Here is a 24,672-nt window from a genome sequence, read left to right as displayed (position 1 = left end):
TCATGCGTCGACGGGTTCTTCGGCTCCGGCGATCCGGCAGCTCCCAGCCCAGCCGAGGTTGATGTCGGATTCTCGCCAGCCCTCGGCGTCCCCGCTGGTCGATGCTGGACGCATGCAGAAGGGGATGCACATCGACACGGAGCGCTGCGTGCGCGCCGTCCAGTCCAAGGACGCCCGCTTCGACGGCTGGTTCTTCACGGCGGTCGTGACGACCGGGATCTACTGCCGGCCCAGCTGCCCGGTGGTCCCGCCCAAGCCGGAGAACATGCGCTTCCACCCGAGCGCGGCCGCCTGCCAGCAGGCCGGGTTCCGGGCGTGCAAGCGCTGCCGCCCGGACACCAGCCCCGGCTCCCCGGAGTGGAACCAGCGCGCCGACCTCGTGGCCCGCGCGATGCGGCTGATCGCCGACGGCGTCGTGGACCGCGAAGGCGTGCCCGGCCTCGCCGCCCGGCTCGGCTACAGCACCCGGCAGATCGAACGCCAGCTCCTCGCCGAACTGGGCGCCGGCCCGCTCGCCCTGGCCCGGGCCCAGCGCGCCCAGGCGGCCCGCCTCCTCATCGAGACGACGCCCCTGCCCATGGCGGACATCGCCTTCGCGGCCGGTTTCGCCTCCATCCGCACCTTCAACGACACCGTCCGCGAGGTCTTCGCCCTCGCCCCGACCGACCTGCGCGCCCGCGCACCCCGCGGCAGTCCCGGCAACGCCGCCGGCGCACTCACCCTGCGGCTGCCGTTCCGCGCCCCCCTCAACCCCGACAACCTCTTCGGCCACCTCGCCGCGACCGCCGTCCCCGGCGTCGAGGAGTGGCGGGACGGCGCGTACCGGCGCACGCTCATGCTGCCGTACGGCCACGGCATCGTGGCCCTGACTCCGCAGCCCGACCACATCGCCTGCCGCCTCGTCCTCGGCGACCTGCGCGATCTGACCGTCGCGATCAGCCGGTGCCGCCGGATGCTCGACCTGGACGCCGATCCGGTCGCGATCGACGACCAGTTGCGCACGGATCCGCTGCTCGCCCCGCTGGTCGACAAGGCCCCCGGCCGCCGGGTTCCGCGCACGGTCGACGAGGCCGAGTTCGCCGTACGGGCGGTCCTCGGCCAGCAGGTCTCCACGGCCGCCGCCCGCACCCACGCGGCCCGCCTGGTCCTCGCCCACGGCGAGCGGGTCGACGACCCCGAGGGCGGCCTCACCCACCTCTTCCCGGCCCCCGAGGCGCTGGCCTCGGTGGACCCGGAGTCACTGGCGATGCCCCGCACCCGCCGGACGACGTTCACGACCCTGGTACGACAACTCGCCGACGGCGAGGTGCGTCTGGGCCCGGACAGCGACTGGCCGGAAACCCGGGCGAGGCTCCTGGCGCTGCCCGGCTTCGGCCCCTGGACGGTCGACGTCATCGCGATGCGCGCCCTCGGCGACCCCGACGCCTTCCTCCCCACCGACCTCGGAATCCGCCGCGCCGCCCAGGAGCTGGGCCTCCCGTCGACCCCGGCGGCCCTCACGGCCCGGGCGGCCGCCTGGCGCCCCTGGCGGGCGTACGCCGTCCAGTACCTGTGGGCGACGGACAGCCACCCGATCAACTTCCTCCCCGTATAAGGACCTCAAGGACATGCCGACGAAGCAGCACACCGTCATCGACAGCCCGTACGGCCCCCTGACCCTCGTCGCCGAGGACGACGTCCTGAGCGGCCTCTACATGACCGAACAGCGCCACCGCCCACCCGAGGAGACCTTCGGCGAGCGGGACGACAGGCCCTTCGGGGCGGCGATCGACCAGCTGGAGGCCTATTTCGCGGGCGAGTTGAAGGAGTTCACCCTCGAACTGCGGCTGAACGGAACCGAGTTCCAGCGCCGCGTCTGGGACCGCCTGCGCCACATCCCCTACGGCGAGACCCGCTCCTACGGCCAACTGGCCGACGCCCTCGGTAACCCGGCCGCCTCCCGCGCCGTGGGCCTCGCCAACGGCAAGAACCCGATCGGCATCATCGTCCCCTGCCACCGTGTCGTCGGCGCCGGCGGCAGCCTCACCGGGTACGGCGGAGGCCTGGACCGCAAGAAGCGGCTGCTGGACTTCGAGAGCGGAGCGGCGCTGTTCTGAACCCGTCGGCTCAGCCGGCCCGCTCCGCCGAACCGCGCTCCACGCAGAACTCGTTGCCCTCCGGATCGGCGAGGACCGCCCAGCCCCTGCCGTCCGGGGTGCGGCGGTCGTCGACCAGCGTGGCACCGATGGCCAGCAGCCGCTCCACCTCCTCGTCACGGGTGCGGTCCTGCGGCTGGAGGTCCAGGTGCACGCGATTCTTGACGGTCTTGGGCTCCGGGACGGTGACGAACAGCAGGCCGGCGCCCTCGATCAGTACGTCCTCGTCACCCGGCTTGTCGTCCTCGTGCACGGGCAGGTCCAGCACCTGGGACCAGAAGCGGGCGAGGGCGTAGGCGTCGGCGGAGTCGATCGTCACATGGCGGATCGCAGAAGTCATGGCACGGATTCTGATCTGCCCGGCGAGCCCCCGCACCCGCATTTCTACCCGGCGAGTTCGCTCAGCAGTTTCGGCAGCGCCGTGCCGATGGGTCCCCGTACGACGTCGTCGGCGCGGTCGTCGTACGGCGTCGCCTCGGCGTTGACGATGATCAGCCGGGCCCCGTGGTCGGCGGCGACACCGGCGAGCCCGGCGGCGGGCTGGACCTGCAGGCTGCTGCCGACGGCGATGAACACCTGACACGCCTTGGTGATGGCGACCGCCTCACCGAGGACCACCGGATCGAGCCGCTCGCCGAACATGACGGTCGCCGACTTGAGGATGCCACCGCACTCCAGGCACGCCGGATCCTCCTCCCCGGCCTCGACCCGTGCGAGGGCGTCCTCCATCGGCCCGCCCGCATGGCACTTCGTGCAGAGCACACTCCGCGCGCTGCCATGCAGTTCGAGCACCTTGCGAGCGGGCATCCCGGCGAGCTGGTGCAGGCCGTCCACGTTCTGCGTGATCACCCGCACCGGCACCCCGGACCGCTCCAGCTCGGCAACGGCGAGGTGCGCCGCGTTCGGCTCGGCCTTCAGCGTCCGGTTCTGCCGCCGCATCTGCCACGAGCGCCGCCGGATCTCCGGATCGCCCATGTAGTACTCGTACGTCACGAGCTTCTCGGCCTCCGGATCCCGCCGCCACAGGCCGTTCGGCCCGCGATAGTCAGGGATTCCGGAATCCGTGGAGATGCCTGCGCCGCTGAGGATGGCTACGAGGGGCCTGTTCATGGGCCGAGAGTAAGGCGGTGGACCGCAGCGCGGCGAGCGAGTATCCGTGGGGCGAGGACCGCCCTGCCAGGTGGGAGATCAGGACTCGTCAGTCCGTGATGACGGCGTCGCGGTGGATCCACTCGGGGCTGTGGGCCGCCTTGTACATGAAGTCGGCGACGTCCGCGCGGCTGATCGTCGGGTTGCCCTTCATCGGGAGGCGGTCGCCGACGAGGTAGCTGCCCTTGGCGGGGCCCTTGGTCAGCATGGTGGGGTAGACCAGCGTCCAGTCCAGGCCGCTGGAGCGGATCGCTCTCTCGGAGAGCTCCTTGTTCGCGTAGATGTTCCGCAGGAACGTGCTGTACATGACCTTCTGCAGGGCGCTCGCCGACCGGTAGGTGTCACCGACGCCGAACGACGACAGCCACACCAGGCGGGACACGCCCTGCTCCTTGGCCGCGCCGACCACGGCAGCCGCGGCGCGGGTGAACAGGTCGTCGGCCCGCACGGATGTGCTCCTGCCGAGCGCCGAGACGACGACGTCCTGCCCGGTCATGGCCTTGGCGACATCGCCGTGCGAGGTGGCGTCGCCGGCGACCACGGTGACCCGGTCCGCCAGCTCGGCCAGCGCCTGCGGCCTGCGGGCCAGGACCGTGACGGTGTCGCCGGCCTCGACGGCCAGGTCGACGACGTGGCGGCCGGTGGGGCCGGTCGCACCGAGGATCAAAAGCTTCATGGAATGCGTGTCCTTCGTCCGGAAAGCGGGATACGGCGGTATTCAGGCGAGGTCGGCCAGGTCTTCCTCAGTGAGGTCGATCATGGCGGCCGCCATGATCTCCTCCAGGTGGGGAAGCGACCCCGTGCCCGGAATGGCGAGGGCCACCGGGGAGGGCCCGGCCCCACCTTGGTGGCGATCACCAGGCTGGACAGGTAGGGGAACAACGTCGCGCGGATCAGCGTGGACCGAACATGCCGGCCTTCGACGGCAGACGCATGGCGCCGAAACCCAGCCGGTTCACGTCCAGATCGCCATCGACGCGGAATCGTTTGCTCATGGAGGTGAGCCTGCAACGCGGCTACTCGCCGGGGCGAGCCCGTGGCATGTTGCTGCCAACGGCACAATGGACGTATGCCAGAGGTCATGGAGCTCCGCGGCGATGTCGAGTTCTGGGCTCGGATGAAGCCCTTGACGGAGTCGGACGACGTGGAATGGGTTCATATCGCCCACGACCTCGACACCTGGCCCGGAGCCCGCGAGGCCGCCCGCCGCCAGGCGCGCCTGGGCAGGGCACACCAGGCACGCAAGCTGTACAGCCCCGCGGTTCTCGCCGACGAGCGCGACCGGGACGCTCTGCGGGAGATGGCCGCCCATGGCTTCCAGGTGCGGATCGCCACCGCCCCGCTCCCGCAGGGAACCGTCATCATCGACCGCCGGACCATGATCCTCATCGGCCCGGCGCCCTCCGCCCCGGCCGCTCCGGGCCCGCGCACCTACACCATGAGTGCCTCGCCGGCCCTGGTCGGCGGAGCCCACGCGCTGTTCGAAGCCGCTTGGGAAAGCGCGGCCGACCTGGCCACGCTCCTCGATTCGCGACGGCCCCGCATGGACGACCAGACCACCAAGGTCCTGCACGCCCTGTGCTCCGGCGCAACGGACGAGGCAGCCGCACGGGAACTGGGCATGTCCCTGCGCACCTACCGCCGCCGGGTCGCGGAACTGCTCACCAGCCTCGACGCGGCCTCACGTTTCCAGGCCGGAGTACGCGCGGGGAAGCTGGGCCTGACCCGCAGCTGATCAGCACGGCGGGGACGAACCGGTGCGCAGGGCGGGCGGCGAATGGGTATTCGACGGGGCCGGAGCGGTGCTAGCGTCCGGCCATGGCCAAGGTCATCGTGTCACTCGATGCCGAACTCGTCGTGGAAGTCATGGTCCTTGCGGGTGTCGGCAACCCGCAGGACGCCGTCGAGCTCGTCGTCCGCGACTACATCGCGCGCGGCCACCGCACGGAGGCCCGGCTCGCCCAACGCGACGAGGCGCTGCGCGCGGTGGATGTGAAGCCCCGGGACGTCGAGGGCTGAACCCGTTCTCCGGTCACCCCACCCGGTGACCGTTCTCCAGCTCCACCGTCCCCCCGCCGTCCGCGAGGACGTCCAGGGCGGCCAGGACCCGGCGGCCCAGTGAGCCGGGCAGATGAGCCGTGATCTCCTCGCGTGGAACCAGCCGCCAGGACAGCAGCTCCGCCTCCTGCAACCGGATCGCCTTGAGGTCGTCCTCGCCGAGGACTCCGCCGTCGTACAGATACGCCACCACCGGCGGCCGTCCCGTGCCGTGCGACCAGTCCACCGCCAGCAGCCGGCCCGGCTCGCGGTCGAGGCCGATCTCCTCGGCCGTCTCACGGCGTGCGCCCTGCCGCGGGGTCTCGCCGTCGTCGGACTCGATCGTGCCGCCCGGAAGCGCCCAGCCCTCACGGTAGTTGGGCTCCACGAGCAGCACCCGGCCCTCCGCGTCACGGAACAGGGCGGCGGCGCCGGCGAGGACGCGGGGGAGACTCGCGATGTACGCGGCGAAGTCCTGCGTGGTGGTCATTGAGGAAGGGTAACCAGCCGGCCCGACCGTGCCTCGGCCGTACGCCCCGCGCAGGGAAGCGTCCGCCGGGCGCACTGTCGCTAGACCTCCGCCTCCGCCGCCGCGAGCCGCAGGGTCCGCTCCGCCAGCTCGCTGATGCGCACCCCGTCGAACCCGAACACCGCACTGCGCACCGTGTCCTCCAGCGGATCAGTCCACTGGTCCGGGATCGCCGCCGCGCCCGTCATGACCCCGGCGACCGAACCGGCCGTCGCCCCGTTCGAGTCGGTGTCCAGCCCGCCGCGCACGGTGAGCGTGATGGTGCGGGTGAAGTCGCCGTCGCCGTACAGGAGCCCGGCGGTGAGCACGGCGGCGTTCGAAACGGTGTGGATCCAGCCGAGCCCGGCGGTCTCCTCGGCGACCGTGGTGAGCGTGTCCTCCCAGGTCATCCGGGTGTCGTGGAGCGAGACGACCCGGCGTACGGTGCGGGCGAGGCGGCTGCTCGCCGGGATGACGGCGAGTGCCTCGTCGACCGCCTGCCGGACCGTGGACGCCGTGAACGCCGCCGCGACGAGCGCCGCCGCCCACATCGCGCCGTACACCCCGTTGCCGGTGTGCGACAGCACCGCGTCCCGGCGGGCGAGGGAGGCGGCGCGGCGCGGGGCGCCGGGGCAGGTCCAGCCGTAGATGTCGGCGCGGATGAGGGCACCGATCCACTCCTGGTACGGGTTGTCGTACGTGGCGGTGAGCGGCGGTTTCAGCCCGTTCGCGAGGTTGCGGTACGCGGCCCGCTCCGCCGTGAAGGTCTGCAGATACGGCAGCCGCAGCAGCCACAGGTCGCCGACCTGCTCGGTGCTGAAGCCGAAGCCGTGGGTCTCCAGCAGGTCGAGGCCGAGGATGGCGTAGTCGACGTCGTCGTCGCGGCAGCTGCCGTGGATGCGGCCGCGCACGCACTGGCGCCACTCGGGGCGCAGCTCGAAGCCGTCGTCCTCGCTGATCGGCTCGGGCAGATAGTCGGTGAGGGGCAGGGCGGCGGCCTGCCGCAGATACTGATCGATACGGTCCCGCGTCCACAGGTCGCCCTGCTCGACCGGCTTGCCGAGCATGTTGCCCGCGATCCGGCCCAGCCAGCCCCCGAGGACGCGGTCGGCGAGCTCTGGCTCAGTGCCCACAGGGGTCATAGGACCGGTTTACCCAATTCCGGCCGCTTACGTTGTTCCCGCCGCATTCTCAGGGTCCGGGCTCCGCATGACGGCGGGGGCGTCCTCCGGTTAAGGTCGCAGCGGCGCGACTGGCCTTGACGTGCGCGAGGCCCGGAGAGCAAGGGGAAAACAGGTGACACAGCGCGTGCTCATCGCCGCGGACAAGTTCAAGGGCTCGCTGACGGCCGTGCAGGTCGCCGAGCGGGTGACGGCCGGTCTGCGCCGGGTCGTGCCGGACCTCCGGGTGGAGGCCATGCCCGTGGCCGACGGCGGCGACGGGACGGTGGACGCGGCGGTCGCGGCCGGTTTCGAGCGGCGGGAGGTCCGGGTCGCCGGGCCCCTCGGGCACGAGGTGACGGCGGCGTTCGCGCTGCGCGGCGACACGGCGGTCGTGGAGATGGCCGAGGCGAGCGGCCTGCAACGGCTGCCCGCCGGCGTCTTCGCGCCGCTCACGGCATCCACCTACGGCTCCGGGGAGCTCCTGCGGGCCGCGCTGGACGCCGGTGCCCGCACGATCGTCTTCGGCGTCGGCGGCAGCGCCACGACCGACGGCGGCGCCGGCATGCTGACCGCGCTGGGCGCACGGCTCCTGGACGCGGACGGCGAGCCGGTGGCGCCGGGCGGCGGCGGGCTGGGCGAGCTGGCCACGGCCGACCTGTCGGGCCTGGATCCGCGACTGGCCTCCGTCGACCTGGTGCTCGCCAGCGACGTCGACAACCCGCTGACCGGCCCGAAGGGCGCACCGGCGGTGTACGGCCCGCAGAAGGGCGCCTCGCCGGACGACGTGGAGACGCTGGACGCCGCGCTCGCGCACTTCGCGAAGGTGCTGGAGGAGTCGGTCGGCACCGTGGCCGCCGAGCACGCCGCCGCCCCCGGCGCCGGGGCCGCGGGCGGCATCGGCTACGGCGCCCTGCTCCTCGGTGCCCGTTTCCGCGCCGGCATCGAGGTCATGCTGGACGTCCTGGGCTTCGCGCCCGCGCTGGAACGGGCCGATCTGGTCATCACCGGCGAGGGGTCCCTGGACGAGCAGACCCTCCACGGCAAGGCTCCCGCGGGCGTCGCCGCCGCCGCCCGCGCGGCCGACAAGGAGGTCGTCGCGGTGTGCGGCCGCCTGGCCCTGGCCCCGGAGGCACTGGGCCGAGCCGGCATCCGGCGGGCGTACGCCCTCACGGACGTCGAGCCGGACGTGGCCAAGTGCATCGCGGACGCCGGTCCGATCCTGGAACGCTCGGCGGAACGGATCGCACGGGACTTCCTGGCCTAGGCCAGGTTTTCCTCGCCCCCGGCCGCCCCTGCCCAATCCCGTCCCCTGGGGGCTGCCGCCCCCAGATCCCCGCTTCGGCCCTGACGGGCCTCGTCCTCAAACGCCGGACGGGCTGAAAAACTCAGCAGCGAAGAACCCGAGGCATGCGAAGGGCCCCGAACCAACCCGGTTCGGGGCCCCACTCAGCGGAGCGCTACGGCAGCTGCGCCGCCCGCGCCTCACGCCGGTTGTCGCGGAAGTTGTTCACCCGGCGGGCCGTGGCGAACAGCGGGATCACCGCGCCCATGACCAGCTGCAGCGCGCAGCCCGTCTGGAGGAGGAGCTGACCGGACGGGGCGTCGAAGGCCCAGGCCGCCAGCAGACCCATCGACACGACGATCCAGGACAGCATCGCCACCGCGAGCCGCCCGCGCGGCTTCGGGTACTCGACGCGGCTCACCATCAGCCAGGCCGTCCCCAGGATCGCCAGCAGCGTCGCCACGAAGGGCAGCTCGAGGAGCACGATCGAGACCACCGTCAGCGCCCCGAACGGCGAGGGCATGCCCTGGAACATGCCGTTCGGGACGGTCACACACGAGAAGCGCGCGAGTCTCAGCACCACCGCCAGCAGAACGACAATCGCGCCGACCGCCGCCACCCGCTGGTGGGCGTCGTTGGCGACCATGCCGTAGACCAGGACGAAGTACGCCGGGGCCAGACCGAAGCTGATCAGGTCGGAGAGGTTGTCCAGCTCCGCGCCCATGGGGGAGGAGCGCAGCTTCCTCGCCACCAGGCCGTCGAACAGGTCGAAGACCGCCGCGCACAGCATCAGGATGACCGCCGTGGCCGCGCTGTGGCGGGCCATGCCGGTCTCCTCGCTGCCGGTCAGGTGCGGGATCAGGATGCCGGTGGTGGTGAAGTACACCGCCATGAAGCCGCACGTGGCGTTGCCGAGAGTGAGGGTGTCCGCTATCGACAGGCGGAGAGAAAGAGGCATCTCCTCCTCTTCGTCCACCTCGTCGGCCTCGGGCACCCAGCCCGCCTGGGTCTCAGGATCAATCACGGTCAATGCGAGTCACCCCAGCCACGGTCTTCTGCCCCACCTCGACCGCGACCTCCACGCCCTCGGGCAGGTAGATGTCGACACGCGAGCCGAAGCGGATCAGACCGATACGGTCGCCCTGCTCGACCTTCGTGCCCTGCGGGATGTAGGGGACGATGCGACGGGCCACCGCGCCGGCGATCTGGACCATCTCGATGTCGCCGAGTTCGGTGTCGAAGTGCCAGACAACGCGCTCGTTGTTCTCGCTCTCCTTGTTGAACGCCGGAACGAACCCGCCGGGGATGTGCTCCACGGACGTGACCGTGCCGGAGAGCGGCGCGCGGTTCACGTGGACGTTGAGCGGGCTCATGAAGATCGCGACGCGGGTGCGGCCGTCCTTCCACGGCATGATGCTCTGCACCACACCGTCGGCGGGCGAGATGACCCGGCCCTGGGCGATCTCGCGCTCGGGGTCGCGGAAGAACCACAGCATGCCCGCCGCGAGAGCGGTGGCGGGCACGGCGACGGCCTTGGCGACGCCGGAGCGGCGTGCGCGCAGCAGGCTGACGGCTGCGGTGGCGACGGTCGGGAGAAGCCACGGCGATGCTCCGCGCGCGAGGCGTACGCCGCCGACCTGGCTGTCGCGTGGTGCAGAGGTTTGGCTGTGGGGCATGGATGACCTTCGTAGCGGATGATGCCGCGCGGTATCAGGGGACGGCGGCTTTCCCGGGATCGTACCGGTCGCGGGCCACAACTGGGCAAGCCAGGAAGTCGAGTCGGCGGCTGAAGAGTGCTGACGGGGTGTGATCTTCTTCTCCAAGAAAACACCCCGTATGCGGATAATCAGCCCTGGAACCGATACTCTTCGAGCAACCTGCGACCAATGATCATTTTCTGGATCTCGGCGGTACCTTCACCGATAAGCAGCATCGGAGCCTCACGGTAGAGGCGCTCGATCTCGTACTCCTTGGAGAAGCCGTAGCCGCCGTGGATCCGGAAGGCGTCCTCCACGACCTCCTTGCAGTACTCGGAGGCGAGGTACTTCGCCATCCCAGCCTCAAGGTCGTTTCGTTCCCCTGAATCCTTTTTGCGTGCCGCGTTCACCATCATGGCATGCGCGGCCTCGACCTTGGTAGCCATCTCGGCCAGCTTGAACTGGATCGCCTGGTGCTGGGCGATCGGCTTGCCGAAGGTGTGCCGCTGCTGGGCGTACTGGACACCGAGCTCGAACGCACGCTGAGCGACGCCGCAGCCACGTGCCGCGACATTGACGCGCCCGACTTCGACGCCGTCCATCATCTGGTAAAAGCCTCGGCCCGTTACGCCACCGAGTACCCGATTGGCCGGAATTCGCAGGCCGTCCATGATGAGCTCGGTCGTGTCGACGCCCTTGTAGCCCATCTTGTCGATCTTGCCCGGGATGGTGAGGCCGGGGCGGACTTCTCCGAAGCCGGGCTCCTTCTCCACGAGGAAGGTCGTCATCGACTTGTGGGGCGCGGTGCCCTCGGGGTGTCCTTCGTCACTTCGGACGAGTACGGCGACCAGGGACGACGTTCCGCCGTTCGTCAGCCACATCTTCTGGCCGTTCAGGACGTACTCCTCGCCGTCCTTCACCGCCTTCGACGTGATGGCCGACACATCGGAGCCCAGGCCCGGCTCCGACATCGAGAAGGCGCCGCGGATGTCGCCGGCCGCCATGCGGGGCAGGAAGTGGTCCTTCTGCTCCTGCGTGCCGTGCTGCTTGAGCATGTACGCCACGATGAAGTGCGTGTTGATGATGCCGGAGACCGACATCCAGCCGCGGGCGATCTCCTCGACGCAGAGGGCGTACGTCAGGAGCGACTCGCCCAGACCGCCGTACTCCTCGGGGATCATCAGACCGAACAGGCCCAATTCCTTGAGGCCGTCGACGATCTGCTGTGGGTACTCGTCGCGGTGCTCCAGCTCGGTCGCGACCGGGATGATCTCCTTGTCCACGAAGTCGCGGACGGTGGAGAGGATCTCCTGCTGGATGTCCGTCAGACCGGCGGTCTGGGCGAGACGGGCCATGGCTACTTCTCCTGCTGCTTGAGCTCGGGGCGGCCGGGCTGCTCGCCGCCGCGCTCCTTGATGTACGTCTCGGTGGGCACCATCACCTTGCGGCGGAACACGCACACCAGCGTGCCGTCCTGCTTGTAGCCCTTGGTCTCGACGTAGACGATGCCGCGGTCGTTCTTCGACTTCGACGGCCACTTGTCGAGCACGGTCGTCTGGCCGTAGATCGTGTCGCCGTGGAAGGTCGGCGCCACGTGCTTGAGCGACTCGATCTCCAGGTTGGCGATGGCCTTGCCGGAGATGTCCGGCACGCTCATGCCGAGCAGCAGCGAGTAGATGTAGTTGCCGACGACGACGTTCTTGCCGAAGTCCGTCGTCTTCTCCGCATAGTTGGTGTCCATGTGGAGCGGGTGGTGGTTCATGGTGAGGAGACAGAACAGGTGGTCGTCGTACTCCGTGACCGTCTTGCCCGGCCAGTGCTTGTACGTCGCCCCGACCTCGAACTCCTCGTAGGTGCGTCCGAACTGCATGGCGGTCAGGCCTCCGGGATCTCGAACTTGCTGGTGCGCTGCATACCGGCCGCGCGGCCCTTGCCGGAGATGACCAGCGCCATCTTGCGGCTGGCCTCGTCGATCATCTCGTCGCCGAGCATCGCCGAGCCCTTCTTGCCGCCCGCCTCGGACGTGTAGTAGTCGTACGCGTCCAGGATCAGCTCGGCGTGGTCGTAGTCCTCCTGCGAGGGCGAGAAGATCTCGTTGGACGCCTCGACCTGGCCCGGGTGCAGCACCCACTTGCCGTCGAAGCCGAGCGCGGCGGCGCGCTGGGCGACCTCGCGGTAGCCGTCGATGTTGCGGATCTGGAGGTAGGGGCCGTCGATCGCCTGGAGGTTGTTGGCGCGGGCGGCCATCAGGATCTTCATCAGGATGTAGTGGTAGGCGTCCGCCGGGTAGCCGGGCGGCTGCTCGCCCACGACCAGCGACTTCATGTTGATGGACGCCATGAAGTCGGCCGGGCCGAAGATGATCGTCTCGACCCGCTGGGAGGCCGTCGCGATCTCGTTGACGTTGTTCAGGCCCTGGGCGTTCTCGATCTGCGCCTCGATGCCGATCTTGCCGACCTCGAAGCCCATCGTCTTCTCGATCTGGGTGAGGAGGAGGTCGAGGGCGACGATCTGCTCGGCCGTCTGGACCTTCGGCAGCATGATGCAGTCGAGGTTCTGGCCGGCGCCCTCGACGACCGTGACGACGTCGCGGTACGTCCACTCGGTCGTCCAGTCGTTGACGCGCACGACCCTCGTCTTGCCCGTCCAGTCACCCTCGTTGAGGAACTTGACGATGGTGTGCCGCGCCTCGGGCTTGGCGAGCGGCGCGCACGCGTCCTCCAGGTCCAGGAAGACCTGGTCGGCGGGCAGACCCTGGGCCTTCTCCAGGAAGCGGGGGTTCGAGCCCGGCACGGCCAGGCAGGAGCGCCGCGGGCGGAGACGGTTGACGGTCATGCGGGGACCTCCAGGGGGTCGAGCTTGTTCGCTTTCCGGATCTCGTCGACGATGCGGCCGATGATTCCGGTGATGTCGAAGTCCTTCGGGGTGAAGACGGCGGCCACTCCGGCGGCCCGGAGCTGCTCGGCGTCACCATTCGGGATGATGCCACCGGCGATCACGGGTATATCTGTGGCACCGGCCACACGGAGCCGCTCCAGCACGTCCGGCACCAGCTGGGCGTGCGATCCGGAGAGGATCGACAGGCCGACCGCGTGCACGTCCTCCGCGAGGGCCGCGTCCACGATCTGCTCCGGGGTGAGCCGGATGCCCTGGTAGACCACCTCGAACCCGGCGTCACGGGCCCGCACGGCGATCTGCTCGGCGCCGTTGGAGTGCCCGTCCAGGCCCGGCTTGCCGACGAGGAAGCGGAGCTTGCCGACCCCGAGGTCCTTGGCCGTGAGGTCGACCTTGCGACGCACCTCACTCATGGCCGAGCCCTCCTCGGCGGGGACCGCCACCGGAGCCGACGACACACCCGTCGGCGCCCGGAACTCGCCGAACACCTCGCGCAGCGCCCCGGCCCACTCGCCGGTCGTGACACCGGCGCGGGCGCACTCCAGGGTGGCCTCCATGAGGTTGGCGGTGCCCTTGGCGGCCTCCTTCAGCTTCTCCAGCGCCTTGCAGGGGCGCGGGTGGTTGAAGGGGGGCTGGTAGCGGGTGTCGCGCCAGTGCTGGAGGGAGGCGATGACACGGGCCTCGACGGCCGGGTCGACCGTCTGGATGGCCGTGTCGAGGTCCGCCGTCAGGGGATTGGGCTCGGTCGTCTCGAAGATGTTGACACCGATGATCTTCTCCTGACCGGACTCGATACGAGCCCGGCGCTCGGCGTGCGAGGAGACCAGCTGCGACTTGAGGTAGCCGGACTCGACGGCGGCCATCGCGCCGCCCATCTCCTGGATCCGCTCGATCTCGGCGAGTGACTCCTCGACGAGCTTGCTCACCTTCGCCTCGATGACGTGCGAGCCCTCGAAGATGTCCTCGTACTCCAGCAGGTCGCTCTCGTGCGCCAGGACCTGCTGGATGCGCAGCGACCACTGCTGGTCCCAGGGCCGGGGCAGGCCCAGCGCCTCGTTCCAGGCGGGCAACTGCACGGCACGCGCGCGTGCGTCCTTCGAGAGGGTCACGGCCAGCATCTCCAGCACGATCCGCTGGACGTTGTTCTCCGGCTGCGCCTCGGTCAGACCGAGGGAGTTGACCTGGACGCCGTAGCGGAAGCGGCGCTGCTTGGGGTTCTCGATGCCGTACCGCTCGCGCGTGACCTGGTCCCAGATCCGCCCGAACGCCCGCATCTTGCACATCTCCTCGATGAAGCGGACGCCCGCGTTCACGAAGAAGGAGATACGGGCCACGACGTCCCCGAACTTCTCGGCGGGGACCTGCCCTGAGTCGCGTACGGCATCGAGAACCGCGATCGCGGTGGACATCGCGTACGCGATCTCCTGGACCGGCGTGGCGCCCGCCTCCTGCAGGTGGTAGCTGCAGATGTTGATCGGGTTCCACTTCGGGATGTGGGAGACCGTGTACGCGATCATGTCCGTCGTCAGGCGGAGGCTCGGCCCCGGCGGGAAGACGTGCGTCCCCCGGGACAGGTACTCCTTGACGATGTCGTTCTGGGTCGTGCCCTGGAGCTTGGTGATGTCCGCGCCCTGCTCCTCGGCGACGACCTGGTAGAGCGCCAGCAGCCACATGGCGGTGGCGTTGATCGTCATCGAGGTGTTCATCTGCTCCAGGGGGATGTCCTGGAACAGCCGGCGCATGTCACCGAGGTGCGCGACCGGCACGCCGACCCGGCCGACCTCGCCGCGGGCGAGGATGTGGTCGGAGTCGTAGCCGGTCTGCGTCGGCAGGTCGAACGCCACCGACAGACCTGTCTGCCCCTTGGCGAGGTTGCGCCGGTACAGCTCGTTGGACGCCTCGGCCGTGGAGTGACCGGCATAGGTCCGCATGAGCCACGGCCGGTCCTTCTCCCGCTTGCCTTCGGCAGGCTGACGCTCAGTCATCTATGACCTCGACTGCTCTCAGATGTTGCGGAAGCGGTTGATGGCGTCGATGTGCTGGGCACGCATCTCCTCGTCGCGCACGCCCAGGCCCTCCTCGGGGGCCAGGCACAGCACGCCGACCTTGCCCTGGTGGAGGTTGCGGTGCACGTCGAACGCGGCCTGGCCGGTCTCCTCCAGGGAGTAGACCTTCGACAGGGTGGGGTGGATCTTGCCCTTCGCGATGAGCCGGTTGGCCTCCCAGGCCTCGCGGTAGTTGGCGAAGTGCGAGCCGATGATCCGCTTCAGGGACATCCACAGGTAGCGGTTGTCGTACTCGTGCATGTAGCCCGAGGTCGAGGCGCAGGTGGTGATGGTGCCGCCCTTGCGGGTGACGAAGACCGAGGCGCCGAAGGTCTCGCGGCCGGGGTGCTCGAAGACGATGTCGATGTCCTCGCCGCCGGTGAGTTCGCGGATGCGCTTGCCGAAGCGCTTCCACTCCTTCGGGTCCTGGGTCTGCTCGTCCTTCCAGAACTTGTAGCCCTCGGCGTTGCGGTCGATGATCGCCTCGGCGCCCATCGAGCGGCAGATGTCCGCCTTCTGCGGCGAGGAGACGACGCAGATGGGGTTGGCGCCGCCGGCGAGGGCGAACTGCGTGGCGTACGAACCGAGTCCGCCGCTCGCGCCCCAGATCAGGACGTTGTCGCCCTGCTTCATGCCGGCGCCGTTGCGGGAGACCAGCTGGCGGTAGGCGGTGGAGTTCACCAGGCCCGGAGCGGCGGCCTCCTCCCAGCTCAGGTGGCCCGGCTTGGGCATCAGCTGGTTGGACTTGACGAGGGCGACCTCGGCGAGGCCGCCGAAGTTGGTCTCGAAGCCCCAGATGCGCTGCTCGGGGTCGAGCATCGTGTCGTTGTGGCCGTCGCTGGACTCCAGCTCGACGGACAGACAGTGCGCGACGACCTCGTCGCCCGGCTTCCAGGAGTTGACGCCCGGACCGGTGCGCAGGACGACGCCCGCGAGGTCGGAGCCGATGATGTGGTACGGCAGGTCGTGGCGCTTGGCCAGCTCGCTGGTGCGGCCGTAGCGCTCCAGGAACCCGAAGGTGGACAGCGGCTCGAAGATCGAGGTCCACACCGAGTTGTAGTTGACCGAGGAGGCCATCACGGCCACCAGGGCCTCGCCCGGGCCGAGCTCGGGCAGCGGAACCTCGTCGAGGTGGATCGACTTGCGCGGGTCCTTGTCGCGGGTCTCGAGGCCCGCGAACATCTCCGTCTCGTCCTTGTGCACGGTGATCGCGCGGTACGACTCGGGGAGCGGCAGGGCGGCGAAGTCGGCCGGCGTCGATTCCGGCGACTGGATCGCGTCCAGAATGTCCTTCACGGTCACGGTGTTGCCTCCGGCGGTGAGCACCCTGAGGGAGGGGTGCTGAGGGTTACGTCGGTGCTGCTGAGGGTTGGTGGTGGTTGCCGTCGGTTCGGCGGGTGGTGCTGTTCGGCAGCGCTTTGTGGCGCGGGAGGTTGCCTGTGACGCAGGCGCCGGGCGCGCAGGCCCCGGGAGGGGCTTGCGGGGACAGCCGGCGTACGAAAGGTCTCTGCACGCCGGCCGCCCGGACCTCTTCAACGTATGGCACGGCGTGTCACCTGGCAAGGCACCGAGTGCCAGAACTTGCTCTCAGATGAAATCTTTACGTAACAAATGAGCGATGATCGATCAAAGCTACCCGTGAGTAGGTATCAATCGGGTGGAATGGGGCGGTGCTGAAGCGCGGCGCTGGAGAGTGTCGGCCAGGCACGCGAGATACAGCGCCATCGCCGTCCGCGGCTCCCGCACCCCGCGGCCCGTGAGCTCCTCGATCTTCGTCAGCCGGTACAGCAACGTGTTCCGGTGGATGGCGAGCCGGTCGGCGGTCCGCACGAGCTGGAAGCCGCACTCCGCCCACGCGATCAGCGTCTCCCGCAGCACCGCCCAGTCCTCCCGTTCGCGCAGTCCGCCCAGCAGGGCCGCCGCGTACCGGGCGCGCTCCGGCCGTACGACCGACGCCACCAGCTGGGGCACCCGCAGCTCGGCGACCGCGAAGACGCGCCGACCGGGCTCCAGCCGGGTCCCGGCACGCAGTGCCAGCGCCGCCTCCCGGTACGAGGCATGCGTCCCGGCGACGCCCCGGCCCGGCTCGCCGATCCCGCACCGCGGGTCGGCCCCGTGCCGCTCGCCGAGGCGCTCGACCAGGGCGGAGCACCGCTCGACGAGCCGCTCGGGGCGCCCGGTCGAGGCGTGCAGGACGGCATACCGGCCAGCGGCGAGTTCCCCCGTCACGTCCTGGGCGGAGCCGAACACCTCCCGTACCGTCCGCAGCAGCGACATCCGTGACACCCCGCCCGCCCGGACGTCCAGCACCACCGCCCTGCGCGGGATCCGCGGATCGGCCCCCAGCTCCGCCAGTCGCGCCTCCACCGTCTCGGCGTCGACCACCTCGGGGTCGTACAGCGCGATGTCCCGTACGCAGTCGTCGACCGCCCGCTCGTGCAGCAGCAGGACCGCCTCCTCCAGCAGGATCTCGGCCTGCCGCTGGACGACCAGCCCGAAGCGCCGCACCTCGTCCGGGTCGCCGGTGAGACAGACGGTGCCCACCGCGCGGTCACCCACGGTGATCGGCAGGCTCATCCCCGACAGCACCCCGCGCATCCGCCGCGCCTGCTCGGCGGTGTGGGTGGCGGGTCGCCGGGTGCGCAGCACTTCGTACGACGCCTCGTGAACCGTGCCCAGGCGGGCAGTGTCGCCGCAGCCGATGACGACGGCCACACGGTCCGTGATCAGCACGTTGAAGCCGGTGATGCGCCCGATGTCGCAGGCGATCTCCTGGGCGAGTTCGGGTGTGAGGACGGGGGTGACCGACAGTGCGATGAAGGCGGCGATGTCGAACGGATGGGCCGACGCTGGTTCCCACGGAGGGAGCCGTCACGAGCACCCTGCGTAGCTGCCTGGGTCCGCCCGCCTGGTTCCGCCCGCCCGGGCCCGCTCGCCTAGGCCCGCTCCTTCAGCGCCTGCTCGATGGTCCGCATCACCTCGTCCAGCGGCGCGTCGGTCCTGGCCACCGTCACCAGCACCTCACCCTGCGCCGCCACGGAGGCGGGCGCCGTGCGCGGCGCGGTCTCCCGGCCGGCCCCGATACCCGTCCCGAACGTCCGCCGTACGATCGCGAAGGCGTGGTCGAGCTGCGCCTCCACATCACCCTGGCCGCCCGCGCGCAGCCAGCGGCGCAGGACGTGGTTGTGCGCGGTGACCACCGCGGACGCGGCGACCTCCGCCAGCAGCGGGTCGTCGTTGGCGTCGTCGTCGTGGGCGTGCTCGTCGAAGTGGCCGAGGAGGTAGCGGGTGAAGAGGCGTTCGTAGCGGGCCACCGACGCGATCTCGGCCTCGCGCAGGGTGGGCACCTCGCGCGTGAGCTTGTAGCGGGCGACCGAGATCTCCGGCCGGGCCGCGTACATCCGCATGACTTCCTTGATGCCGCGGCACACCGTGTCGAGCGGGTGCTCATGGGCCGGGGCGGCGTTGAGCACCGCCTCGGCGCGGATCAGGGTGTCGTCGTGGTCCGGGAAGATCGCCTCTTCCTTGGAGCGGAAGTGGCGGAAGAAGGTGCGCCGGGCGACCCCGGCCGCGGCCGCGATCTCGTCGACGGTGGTCGCCTCGTACCCCTTGGTCGCGAACAGCTCCATCGCCGCGGCCGCCAGTTCGCGGCGCATCTTGAGCCGTTGGGCGGCCGCGCGACTGCCTGCGGCACTTTCCGGCGCGTCGGGCGTGGCTGGTGTACGTGAGGACTTGGCGGGCTGGGGCATGACCCGAACGTACTGCATGTGCGCAGCTTGATGCGCATGCACGGGGTTTACCCCGCCCTGCGCGGGCGGGGGAGTACCGGGTCGGGCGGGTGGCGGCGAGCTGCTTCGGTCGGCCGGGGGAGAGCTGCGCGGGCCGGGCGGGGGCGGGCTGCCGGGGTCCAGCAGCCCGCCCCAGTCCTGACCGCTTCTGAACCAGTCGCCGGGCCGCTCAGCGCCGGGCATATTCGCGGAAGCCGCGGCCCGTCTTGCGGCCGAGGCAGCCCGCGGCCACCAGGTGCTCCAGGAGCGGCGCCGGAGCGAGGCCGGGGTCGCGGAACTCGCGGTGCAGGACCTTCTCGATCGCGAGGGAGACATCGAGCCCGACGACGTCCAGCAGCTCGAACGGACCCATCGGGTAGCCGCCGCCCAGCTTCATCGCCGCGTCGATGTCGTCGAGCGTCGCGTAGTGCTCCTGCACCATCTTGATCGCGTTGTTCAAGTACGGGAACAACAGCGCGTTCACGATGAATCCGGCACGGTCACCGCAGTCCACGGCGTGCTTCTTGATCCGGCCGCAGACCTCGCGGACCGTGGCGTGGACGTCGTCGGCCGTCAGCACCGTACGGACGACCTCGACCAGCTTCATCGCCGGCGCCGGGTTGAAGAAGTGCATGCCGATCACGTCCTGCGGACGCGAGGTGGCACGGGCACAGGCGACGACGGGCAGCGACGAGGTGGTGGTGGCCAGGACCGCGCCCGGCTTGCAGACCTTGTCCAGCGTCGCGAACAGCTGCCGCTTGATCTCCAGGTCCTCGGCGACGGCCTCGACGGCCAGATCGACGTCGGCGAACGCGTCGTACGAACCCGCCGCGGTGATCAGGTCCAGGGTCTGCGCGGCGGCCTCGGCGGTCATCCGCCCCTTGTCGACAGAGCGGGAAAGCGACTTGCCGATACGGGCCTTCGCGGCCTGCGCCTTCTCCTCGCTGCGGGCGGCGAGCACGACCGCGTACCCGGCCTTGGCGAAGACCTCCGCGATACCGGACGCCATGGTGCCCGAGCCCGCGACACCGACCGAGCGGACCGTGCGGCCGGAGGTCAGGGCGGCGCCGTCCAGCGGCGTCAGCGCGTCCCGCACGACGGTGGCGCTGCCCGGCGCCTCGTACGTGTAGAAGCCACGGCCCGACTTACGGCCCGTCAGGCCCGCCTCGCTGAGCTGCTTGAGGATCGGCGCGGGGGCGTGCAGCCGGTCGTGGGACTCGGCGTACATGGCCTCCAGGACCCGGCGCGCGGTGTCGATGCCGATCAGGTCGAGCAGGGCCAGCGGGCCCATCGGCAGCCCGCAGCCCAGCCGCATCGCGGCGTCGATGTCCTCGCGGGAGGCGTACTTCGCCTCGTACATCGCGGCGGCCTGGTTGAGGTAGCCGAACAGCAGCCCGTCGGCGACGAACCCGGGCCGGTCGCCGACCGCGACGGGCTCCTTGCCGAGGTCGAGGGCGAGGTTCGTGACCGCGGTGACGGCCGTCGGCGCGGTCAGCACGGACGAGACGACCTCGACCAGCCGCATCGCCGGCGCCGGGTTGAAGAAGTGCAGGCCGAGCACGCGCTCGGGGCGGGCCGAGTCGGCGGCCAGGCGCGTGACCGACAGGGCGTTGGTGCCGGTCGCCAGGATCGTCTCGGGGCGCACGATCCCGTCCAGCTCGCGGAAGATCTGCTGCTTGACCTCGTACGACTCCGGCGCCACCTCGATGACCAGGTCCGCGTCGGCCGCGGCCTGGAGATCGGTGAAGGTGCGGACCCGGGCGAGGGCCTCCGCGCGCTCCTCCTCGGTCAGCCGGCCGCGCTCCACGGCACGGGCGGTCGAGGACTCCAGGGCGGCGACGGCCTTGGCGGCCGCGGCCTCGCTGATGTCGATGCCGATGACCTCGCGACCGGCCTTGGCCAGGACCTCGGCGATGCCGGTGCCCATGGTGCCGAGGCCGACGACGGCAACGGTCTTGAGCGGGGACAGAGGGGTGTCGGACGCGGTGTCGGACAGGGGAGTGGCCATCGCGGGACTCCAGGAATGAGGGTGACGACTGGAAGCGCGCCCGGGTGCGCCGAGGAGGCGCACCGGGTGCGGAAAGGAGTGAGTGCGGGTGTTGCCGGGCTACTGGCGCACACGCCCGGTGCCGTCACCGGGAGCGCGCACACGCCCCGGGGAACGGTTGATCCGACCGGCCCTGTCCCGGAGCCGAGTCGTACTGAGGTACCTGATGTACCGAACCGACCAGCGCCCCCACTGCCTTAAAGGCGTGGGAGGTGCCCCACTTGCGGCGGCTGCGTCACCAGGCCGCTGCAAGCAAATCTGCGAGTGGGTAACTCGCTCGTATGAGCTTAACCGGTGGGTAACGAGCACGCCAGACCTCGTCTTTGTGATGTAGGTCCCGCGAGGCGCGCCGCTTGCATACGCTCGGCTTCATGGACGAAGAGTTGCGATCACTCACGGAGCGCTTACGGCAGGAGTCCGGAGCGTCGGCCGCGTACGACCGCCTCGTGGCGACGGAGGACCTCGACGAACTCGCCGAGGTGCTCACCGCGCCCGGGCAGCCGCTGTGGGCCAGGGAGTTGGCCGCCTTCCGGCTGGGTCTCGCCGGGGACCGCCGGGCCTTCGAGTCCCTCGTCCTGCTCCTGAACCACCGTGACCCGCAGCGCTGCGTCTCCGCCGCCCACGCCCTCGCCCGGCTCGGCGACCCGCGCACGGCTCGCGCGGCGGCGGCCCTCGCCACCAACGAACTCCGCGTCGCCTACGCCCTGCTCCCCGTCCGGCTCCTGGTCGAGCTGCGCGCTCCCGAGGCCGTGCCCGCCCTCATCACCACCCTGGAGCGACGCCTGCGCCCGCACGACCCCTACCGCCGCGTGGCCCTCGCCTGTGTGGAGGGCCTCGGCGAGCTCGGCGACACCCGGGCCAGACGCGTCCTGAACGAGGCACTGGCCCACCCGGCCCTCGCGGAGGCGGCGGTGCGTGCGCTGGCGCGGATCCCTCGTCAGAGGGGAGGTTCCCGGCGGGCCGGTAGCGACTCGCGCGGCGGTGATGCGCCTGATGCCTGAACGGCCGAGGCAGCCTACGGCGTCCACGGGCCCTGCGCCGAGCCCGGTCGCGGCGGGGCCGGCCCGGCTGCCACAGGGCACGCGGGCTCCTGAAGGAAACCCGCGGGCCGCCTGCGCCGACGGTGGCCGTCAGCCCGGCACCAGCTCCCGCGTGTACCGCACCTCGGGCACGTCCACGCCGTCCACCTCGAAGGGCTCCTCGGCGCCGTCCGGGCGGAAGCCCGCCCGTTCGTAGAAGCGCCGGGCACGGGTGTTGTGTTCGAGGACCCAGAGCAGCATGCGCGCGTGCCCGGCGGCCGTGCACCGGCGCAGCGATTCCTGGAGCAGGGCGTGCCCGATGCCGCCGCCGAACCGTCCGGGATCCACGTAGAGGGCGTACAACTCCGCGTCCTCGGTGCGCACTTCGCCGTCCCGGTACGGTCCGTGGCAGGCCCAGCCGACGACCTCGCCGTAGCGCTCGGCGACCACGTTCAGCACACTCCCGTCGGCCTGCGCGAGGTGGGCGCGGCGGCGCTCGGTGTCCTGTGCCACGTCGAGGGCGTCCAGGTGGGACTGCGGTACGAGGTCCTTGTAGGCGCTTCGCCAGCCGCCGATGCGGATCTCGGCGACGCGCGCGCAGTCGGCCGTCGTCATGGGGCGGATCAGTATGCCGTCGTCGTCCATGACGGCACCGTAGACACCGCCCACCCGGTCTCGCCTTCCATTAACCCGGCACCACCGCGAACGCCTCGACCTCCATCAGGAACTCCGGCCGCACCAGCCCGGCGACCCGCACCGCCGACGCGGCCGGCAGCCGGTCGTCGGATATGTGCTCGGCGCGGGCCGCGCGGATCGCGGGCATGTGCGCCATGTCCGTGACGAAGTAGGTGAGTTTGACGACGTCGTCGAACGTCGCGCCCGCCGCGGCCAGGCAGCGCCGCAGGTTCTCGAAGACCTGGCGGGCCTGGGCCGCCGGGTCGCCCTCGCCGACCAGCTCGCCGTCCTCGTCCAGGGCGAGCTGGCCGGAGACGGCGACGAAACGGCCGGAGCCGAGCACGACATGCGTGTACTGGGCGGCGGGGGCGACTCCGTCGGGGGCGGGAATCCTGGTCAGCTCACTCATGCCTCCATGGTGGACCATGGGTCTGACAACGCCCCCGACGGACCGTCAGGCGCTCAGAGCCCCCTCTAGGCCCTGTCGTTTGGATCATCCCGGCGTCGCGGGGTCTGGCACGCGCTCCCCCAGAGGGGGGACCCCAGCGGCGTTGTCGTCACTCGCCGACGCTCCGCGTCGACTCCCTCCTCCGCCTTGCAGCTGCACGCACCAGACCTCGCTCGGGTCGGCCGAGAGGAACCCATCCTCACAGCCGAGCTGATCCAAACGACAGGGCCTAGCGGCGGAAGCCGAGCAGCGCGTGCAGTTCGGCAGCGCGCGACGACGTGGACGCGACCTTGGAGCTGACCGGCTTCGGGTCGGGCAGGGCCTCGCACACCGCGTCGACCGTACTCCGGCCGCGCGGCACCGTGCCGTCGGTCAGGTACGCCGCGAGGTGCTCGTCGAGGCAGGCGTTCCCGCTCAGCGTGATGCCGTGGTTGCCGCCGCCGCGCTCGACCACCAGACTGGAGCGCGCCAGCAGCCGGCGCACGGTGACGGCGCCCTCGTACGGGGTGGCCGCGTCCTCGGTCGCCTGGAACAGCAGCACCGGCGGGACCTTGCCATTGGCGACGTTCACCGGGGCGAGCGAGCTCGTCGGCCAGAATGCGCACGGCGCGTTGTACCAGGCGTTGTTCCAGGTCATGAACGGCGCCTTCGCGTACGCGGCCCAGTTGTCCGCCTGCCACTCGCGCCAGTCGCGCGGCCAGGCGGCGTCACGGCACTGCACCGAGGTGTAGATGCTGTAGCCGTTGTCGTCGGACTCGTCGGCGGCGCCGAACTTCTCGTACGCCTCGACCAGCGGATCGGCGTCTTTGCCGTTCACGTATGCCGCGAACGCCTCGGCGAGGTAGGGCCAGTAGCCGTTGTAGTAGCCGCCGGGGATGAAGGTGTCCTCCAGCTCGGAGGCGCCCACCGTGCCGCCGGCCGGCTTCCTGGCGAGAGCCGCCCGCATCGCGTACCACTTCGCCTCGACCCGCTGCGGATCGGTGCCGAGCCGGTACGTCGTGTCGTGCTTGGCGATCCACGCCATGAACGCGCGGTGCCGGTCGTTGAAGGCGTGGTCCTGCGCGAGGTTGTCGTCGTACCAGACGCCGGTGGGGTCGACGACCGAGTCCAGGACCGCGCGCCGCACCCGCTCCGGGAAGAGCTTCGCGTAGACCGCGCCGAGATAGGTGCCGTACGAGTAGCCGAAGTAGTTGATCTGCCGCGCGCCGAGTGCGACGCGGATCCGTTCGATGTCCCGCACGGCGCTGATCGTGTCGATGTACGGCAGTACGTCCCCGTACTTCTCGCCGCAGGCCCGCGCGAAGGCCTTGGCGCGGGCGAGGTTGGCCTGCTCGATCTGCGCCGTGCTCGGCACGGCGTCCCGGCGCACCGCGGCGAAGTGGCCGGGCCTGCAGTCGAGGGCCGGCTTGCTCTTGCCGACTCCGCGCGGGTCGAAGCCGATGACGTCGTACTGCGCCGCCACCGCCTTGGGCAGTGCGGCGGCGACGAATCCGGCGAGCGTCAGACCGCTGGCGCCGGGGCCGCCCGGATTGACCAGCAGGGGGCCCTGGTACTTCTTCGCGGTGTGCGGGACGCGGGACAGCGCGAGGGTGATCTGCCGTCCCCGCGGACGGGAGTGGTCGAGCGGCACCTCGAGGGACGCGCACTGGAGCGTCGGGTACTTCTTGGTGCCGCATTCCTTCCAGGTGAGCGGGGCGGCGTGAGCGGTGTCCGCGGTGGGGGGCGGGCTCGCCTCGGCGGGGACGGCCGTCAGGGCCCCGGCCACGACGGCGGCGGCGCACAGTACGGCTGCGCGTTCTCTCATG

24 protein-coding genes are annotated in these 24,672 nt (G+C 70.6%); 6 read left to right on the top strand and 18 right to left on the bottom strand.

Going from position 1 to position 24,672, the window contains the following annotated elements; translation table 11 throughout:
* Positions 1–112 precede the first annotated feature (112 nt).
* The gene (locus ACIREI_RS18795; protein ID WP_403333985.1) at positions 113–1,594 is read left to right on the top strand and encodes an AlkA N-terminal domain-containing protein; all 1,482 of its coding nucleotides are present in this window, start codon (positions 113–115) and stop codon (positions 1,592–1,594) included.
* 13 nt (positions 1,595–1,607) lie between these two features.
* On the top strand, positions 1,608–2,096 hold the full coding sequence (locus tag ACIREI_RS18790; protein WP_403333983.1) for a methylated-DNA--[protein]-cysteine S-methyltransferase: 489 nt from the start codon (positions 1,608–1,610) through the stop codon (positions 2,094–2,096).
* 10 nt (positions 2,097–2,106) lie between these two features.
* On the opposite strand, the gene ACIREI_RS18785 is transcribed toward ACIREI_RS18790, so the two are convergent.
* The 3 genes from ACIREI_RS18785 to ACIREI_RS18775 form a co-directional block, all read right to left on the bottom strand.
* Positions 2,107–2,475, bottom strand: coding sequence for a VOC family protein (locus tag ACIREI_RS18785; protein ID WP_403333982.1), 369 nt, complete (start codon positions 2,473–2,475; stop codon positions 2,107–2,109).
* Positions 2,476–2,519: 44 nt separating this feature from the next.
* Positions 2,520–3,245 carry an SIR2 family NAD-dependent protein deacylase gene (locus ACIREI_RS18780; protein WP_403333980.1) on the bottom strand — a complete coding sequence of 242 codons (726 nt, stop codon included), beginning with the start codon at positions 3,243–3,245 and terminating at the stop codon, positions 2,520–2,522.
* A gap of 88 nt (positions 3,246–3,333) precedes the next feature.
* Complete coding sequence (locus ACIREI_RS18775) at positions 3,334–3,960, bottom strand: NAD(P)-dependent oxidoreductase (RefSeq protein WP_403333978.1); 627 nt, start codon at positions 3,958–3,960, stop codon at positions 3,334–3,336.
* A 393-nt stretch (positions 3,961–4,353) separates the two neighbouring features.
* Here ACIREI_RS18775 and ACIREI_RS18770 point away from each other — a divergent pair, with 393 nt between their 5' ends.
* Both ACIREI_RS18770 and ACIREI_RS18765 read left to right on the top strand, forming a co-directional pair.
* Positions 4,354–5,019: a DNA-binding response regulator gene (locus ACIREI_RS18770; protein WP_403333977.1), complete on the top strand. Its 666-nt coding sequence runs from the start codon at positions 4,354–4,356 to the stop codon at positions 5,017–5,019.
* 83 nt (positions 5,020–5,102) lie between these two features.
* Positions 5,103–5,303, top strand: coding sequence for a DUF2191 domain-containing protein (locus ACIREI_RS18765; RefSeq protein ID WP_403333975.1), 201 nt, complete (start codon positions 5,103–5,105; stop codon positions 5,301–5,303).
* Between the two features lie 13 nt (positions 5,304–5,316).
* Here ACIREI_RS18765 and ACIREI_RS18760 read toward each other — a convergent pair whose 3' ends face one another.
* Together ACIREI_RS18760 and ACIREI_RS18755 are read right to left on the bottom strand one after the other, a co-directional pair.
* Positions 5,317–5,811, bottom strand: coding sequence for an NUDIX domain-containing protein (locus ACIREI_RS18760; RefSeq protein ID WP_403333973.1), 495 nt, complete (start codon positions 5,809–5,811; stop codon positions 5,317–5,319).
* 80 nt (positions 5,812–5,891) lie between these two features.
* The gene (locus ACIREI_RS18755) at positions 5,892–6,971 is read right to left on the bottom strand and encodes an ADP-ribosylglycohydrolase family protein (RefSeq protein WP_403333972.1); all 1,080 of its coding nucleotides are present in this window, start codon (positions 6,969–6,971) and stop codon (positions 5,892–5,894) included.
* 166 nt (positions 6,972–7,137) lie between these two features.
* Between ACIREI_RS18755 and ACIREI_RS18750 the strand changes: the two genes are divergently transcribed.
* On the top strand, positions 7,138–8,256 hold the full coding sequence (locus ACIREI_RS18750) for a glycerate kinase (RefSeq protein ID WP_403334349.1): 1,119 nt from the start codon (positions 7,138–7,140) through the stop codon (positions 8,254–8,256).
* Positions 8,257–8,449: 193 nt separating this feature from the next.
* On the opposite strand, the gene pssA is transcribed toward ACIREI_RS18750, so the two are convergent.
* From pssA to ACIREI_RS18700, 10 genes are all read right to left on the bottom strand, one after another.
* Positions 8,450–9,268: a CDP-diacylglycerol--serine O-phosphatidyltransferase gene (gene pssA / locus ACIREI_RS18745; RefSeq protein ID WP_398822774.1), complete on the bottom strand. Its 819-nt coding sequence runs from the start codon at positions 9,266–9,268 to the stop codon at positions 8,450–8,452.
* 22 nt (positions 9,269–9,290) lie between these two features.
* Entirely contained in the window at positions 9,291–9,950 is a 660-nt protein-coding gene (locus ACIREI_RS18740; RefSeq protein ID WP_301995591.1) for a phosphatidylserine decarboxylase, read from the bottom strand.
* A gap of 170 nt (positions 9,951–10,120) precedes the next feature.
* Positions 10,121–11,326 (bottom strand): acyl-CoA dehydrogenase family protein, encoded by a 1,206-nt coding sequence (locus ACIREI_RS18735; protein ID WP_031475707.1) that lies wholly within the window; start codon positions 11,324–11,326, stop codon positions 10,121–10,123.
* A 2-nt stretch (positions 11,327–11,328) separates the two neighbouring features.
* Complete coding sequence (locus tag ACIREI_RS18730; protein WP_062716551.1) at positions 11,329–11,841, bottom strand: MaoC family dehydratase; 513 nt, start codon at positions 11,839–11,841, stop codon at positions 11,329–11,331.
* Between the two features lie 5 nt (positions 11,842–11,846).
* Positions 11,847–12,806, bottom strand: a complete 960-nt coding sequence (locus ACIREI_RS18725) for a CoA ester lyase (protein ID WP_031475710.1) — start codon at positions 12,804–12,806, stop codon at positions 11,847–11,849.
* A complete protein-coding gene (locus ACIREI_RS18720) occupies positions 12,803–14,851 on the bottom strand; it encodes a protein meaA (protein WP_403333969.1) in 2,049 nt (682 codons plus the stop codon). Before ACIREI_RS18720 ends, ACIREI_RS18725 begins: the two co-directional genes overlap by 4 nt.
* A gap of 18 nt (positions 14,852–14,869) precedes the next feature.
* Positions 14,870–16,213 (bottom strand): crotonyl-CoA carboxylase/reductase, encoded by a 1,344-nt coding sequence (gene ccrA, locus ACIREI_RS18715; RefSeq protein WP_403333967.1) that lies wholly within the window; start codon positions 16,211–16,213, stop codon positions 14,870–14,872.
* A gap of 330 nt (positions 16,214–16,543) precedes the next feature.
* Complete coding sequence (locus tag ACIREI_RS18710) at positions 16,544–17,722, bottom strand: CdaR family transcriptional regulator (protein WP_403334347.1); 1,179 nt, start codon at positions 17,720–17,722, stop codon at positions 16,544–16,546.
* Positions 17,723–17,847: 125 nt separating this feature from the next.
* A complete protein-coding gene (locus ACIREI_RS18705) occupies positions 17,848–18,660 on the bottom strand; it encodes a TetR family transcriptional regulator (RefSeq protein WP_403333965.1) in 813 nt (270 codons plus the stop codon).
* A 208-nt stretch (positions 18,661–18,868) separates the two neighbouring features.
* Positions 18,869–20,686 carry a 3-hydroxyacyl-CoA dehydrogenase family protein gene (locus ACIREI_RS18700; RefSeq protein ID WP_403333963.1) on the bottom strand — a complete coding sequence of 606 codons (1,818 nt, stop codon included), beginning with the start codon at positions 20,684–20,686 and terminating at the stop codon, positions 18,869–18,871.
* A 410-nt stretch (positions 20,687–21,096) separates the two neighbouring features.
* Here ACIREI_RS18700 and ACIREI_RS18695 point away from each other — a divergent pair, with 410 nt between their 5' ends.
* Positions 21,097–21,726 carry an adenylosuccinate lyase gene (locus ACIREI_RS18695; protein ID WP_403333961.1) on the top strand — a complete coding sequence of 210 codons (630 nt, stop codon included), beginning with the start codon at positions 21,097–21,099 and terminating at the stop codon, positions 21,724–21,726.
* A 129-nt stretch (positions 21,727–21,855) separates the two neighbouring features.
* Here ACIREI_RS18695 and ACIREI_RS18690 read toward each other — a convergent pair whose 3' ends face one another.
* From ACIREI_RS18690 to ACIREI_RS18680, 3 genes are all read right to left on the bottom strand, one after another.
* Positions 21,856–22,389, bottom strand: a complete 534-nt coding sequence (locus ACIREI_RS18690; protein WP_403333959.1) for a GNAT family N-acetyltransferase — start codon at positions 22,387–22,389, stop codon at positions 21,856–21,858.
* Between the two features lie 40 nt (positions 22,390–22,429).
* A complete protein-coding gene (locus tag ACIREI_RS18685; RefSeq protein WP_403333957.1) occupies positions 22,430–22,828 on the bottom strand; it encodes a RidA family protein in 399 nt (132 codons plus the stop codon).
* A 268-nt stretch (positions 22,829–23,096) separates the two neighbouring features.
* The gene (locus ACIREI_RS18680) at positions 23,097–24,671 is read right to left on the bottom strand and encodes an alpha/beta hydrolase (protein WP_403333956.1); all 1,575 of its coding nucleotides are present in this window, start codon (positions 24,669–24,671) and stop codon (positions 23,097–23,099) included.
* Position 24,672 lies beyond the last annotated feature (1 nt).

The organism is Streptomyces sp. NPDC093591 (assembly GCF_044764885.1).
Lineage (GTDB): Bacteria > Actinomycetota > Actinomycetes > Streptomycetales > Streptomycetaceae > Streptomyces.
Note: the sequence above shows the minus strand (reverse complement) of the source record. Positions and strands in the feature narration are given on the sequence as shown.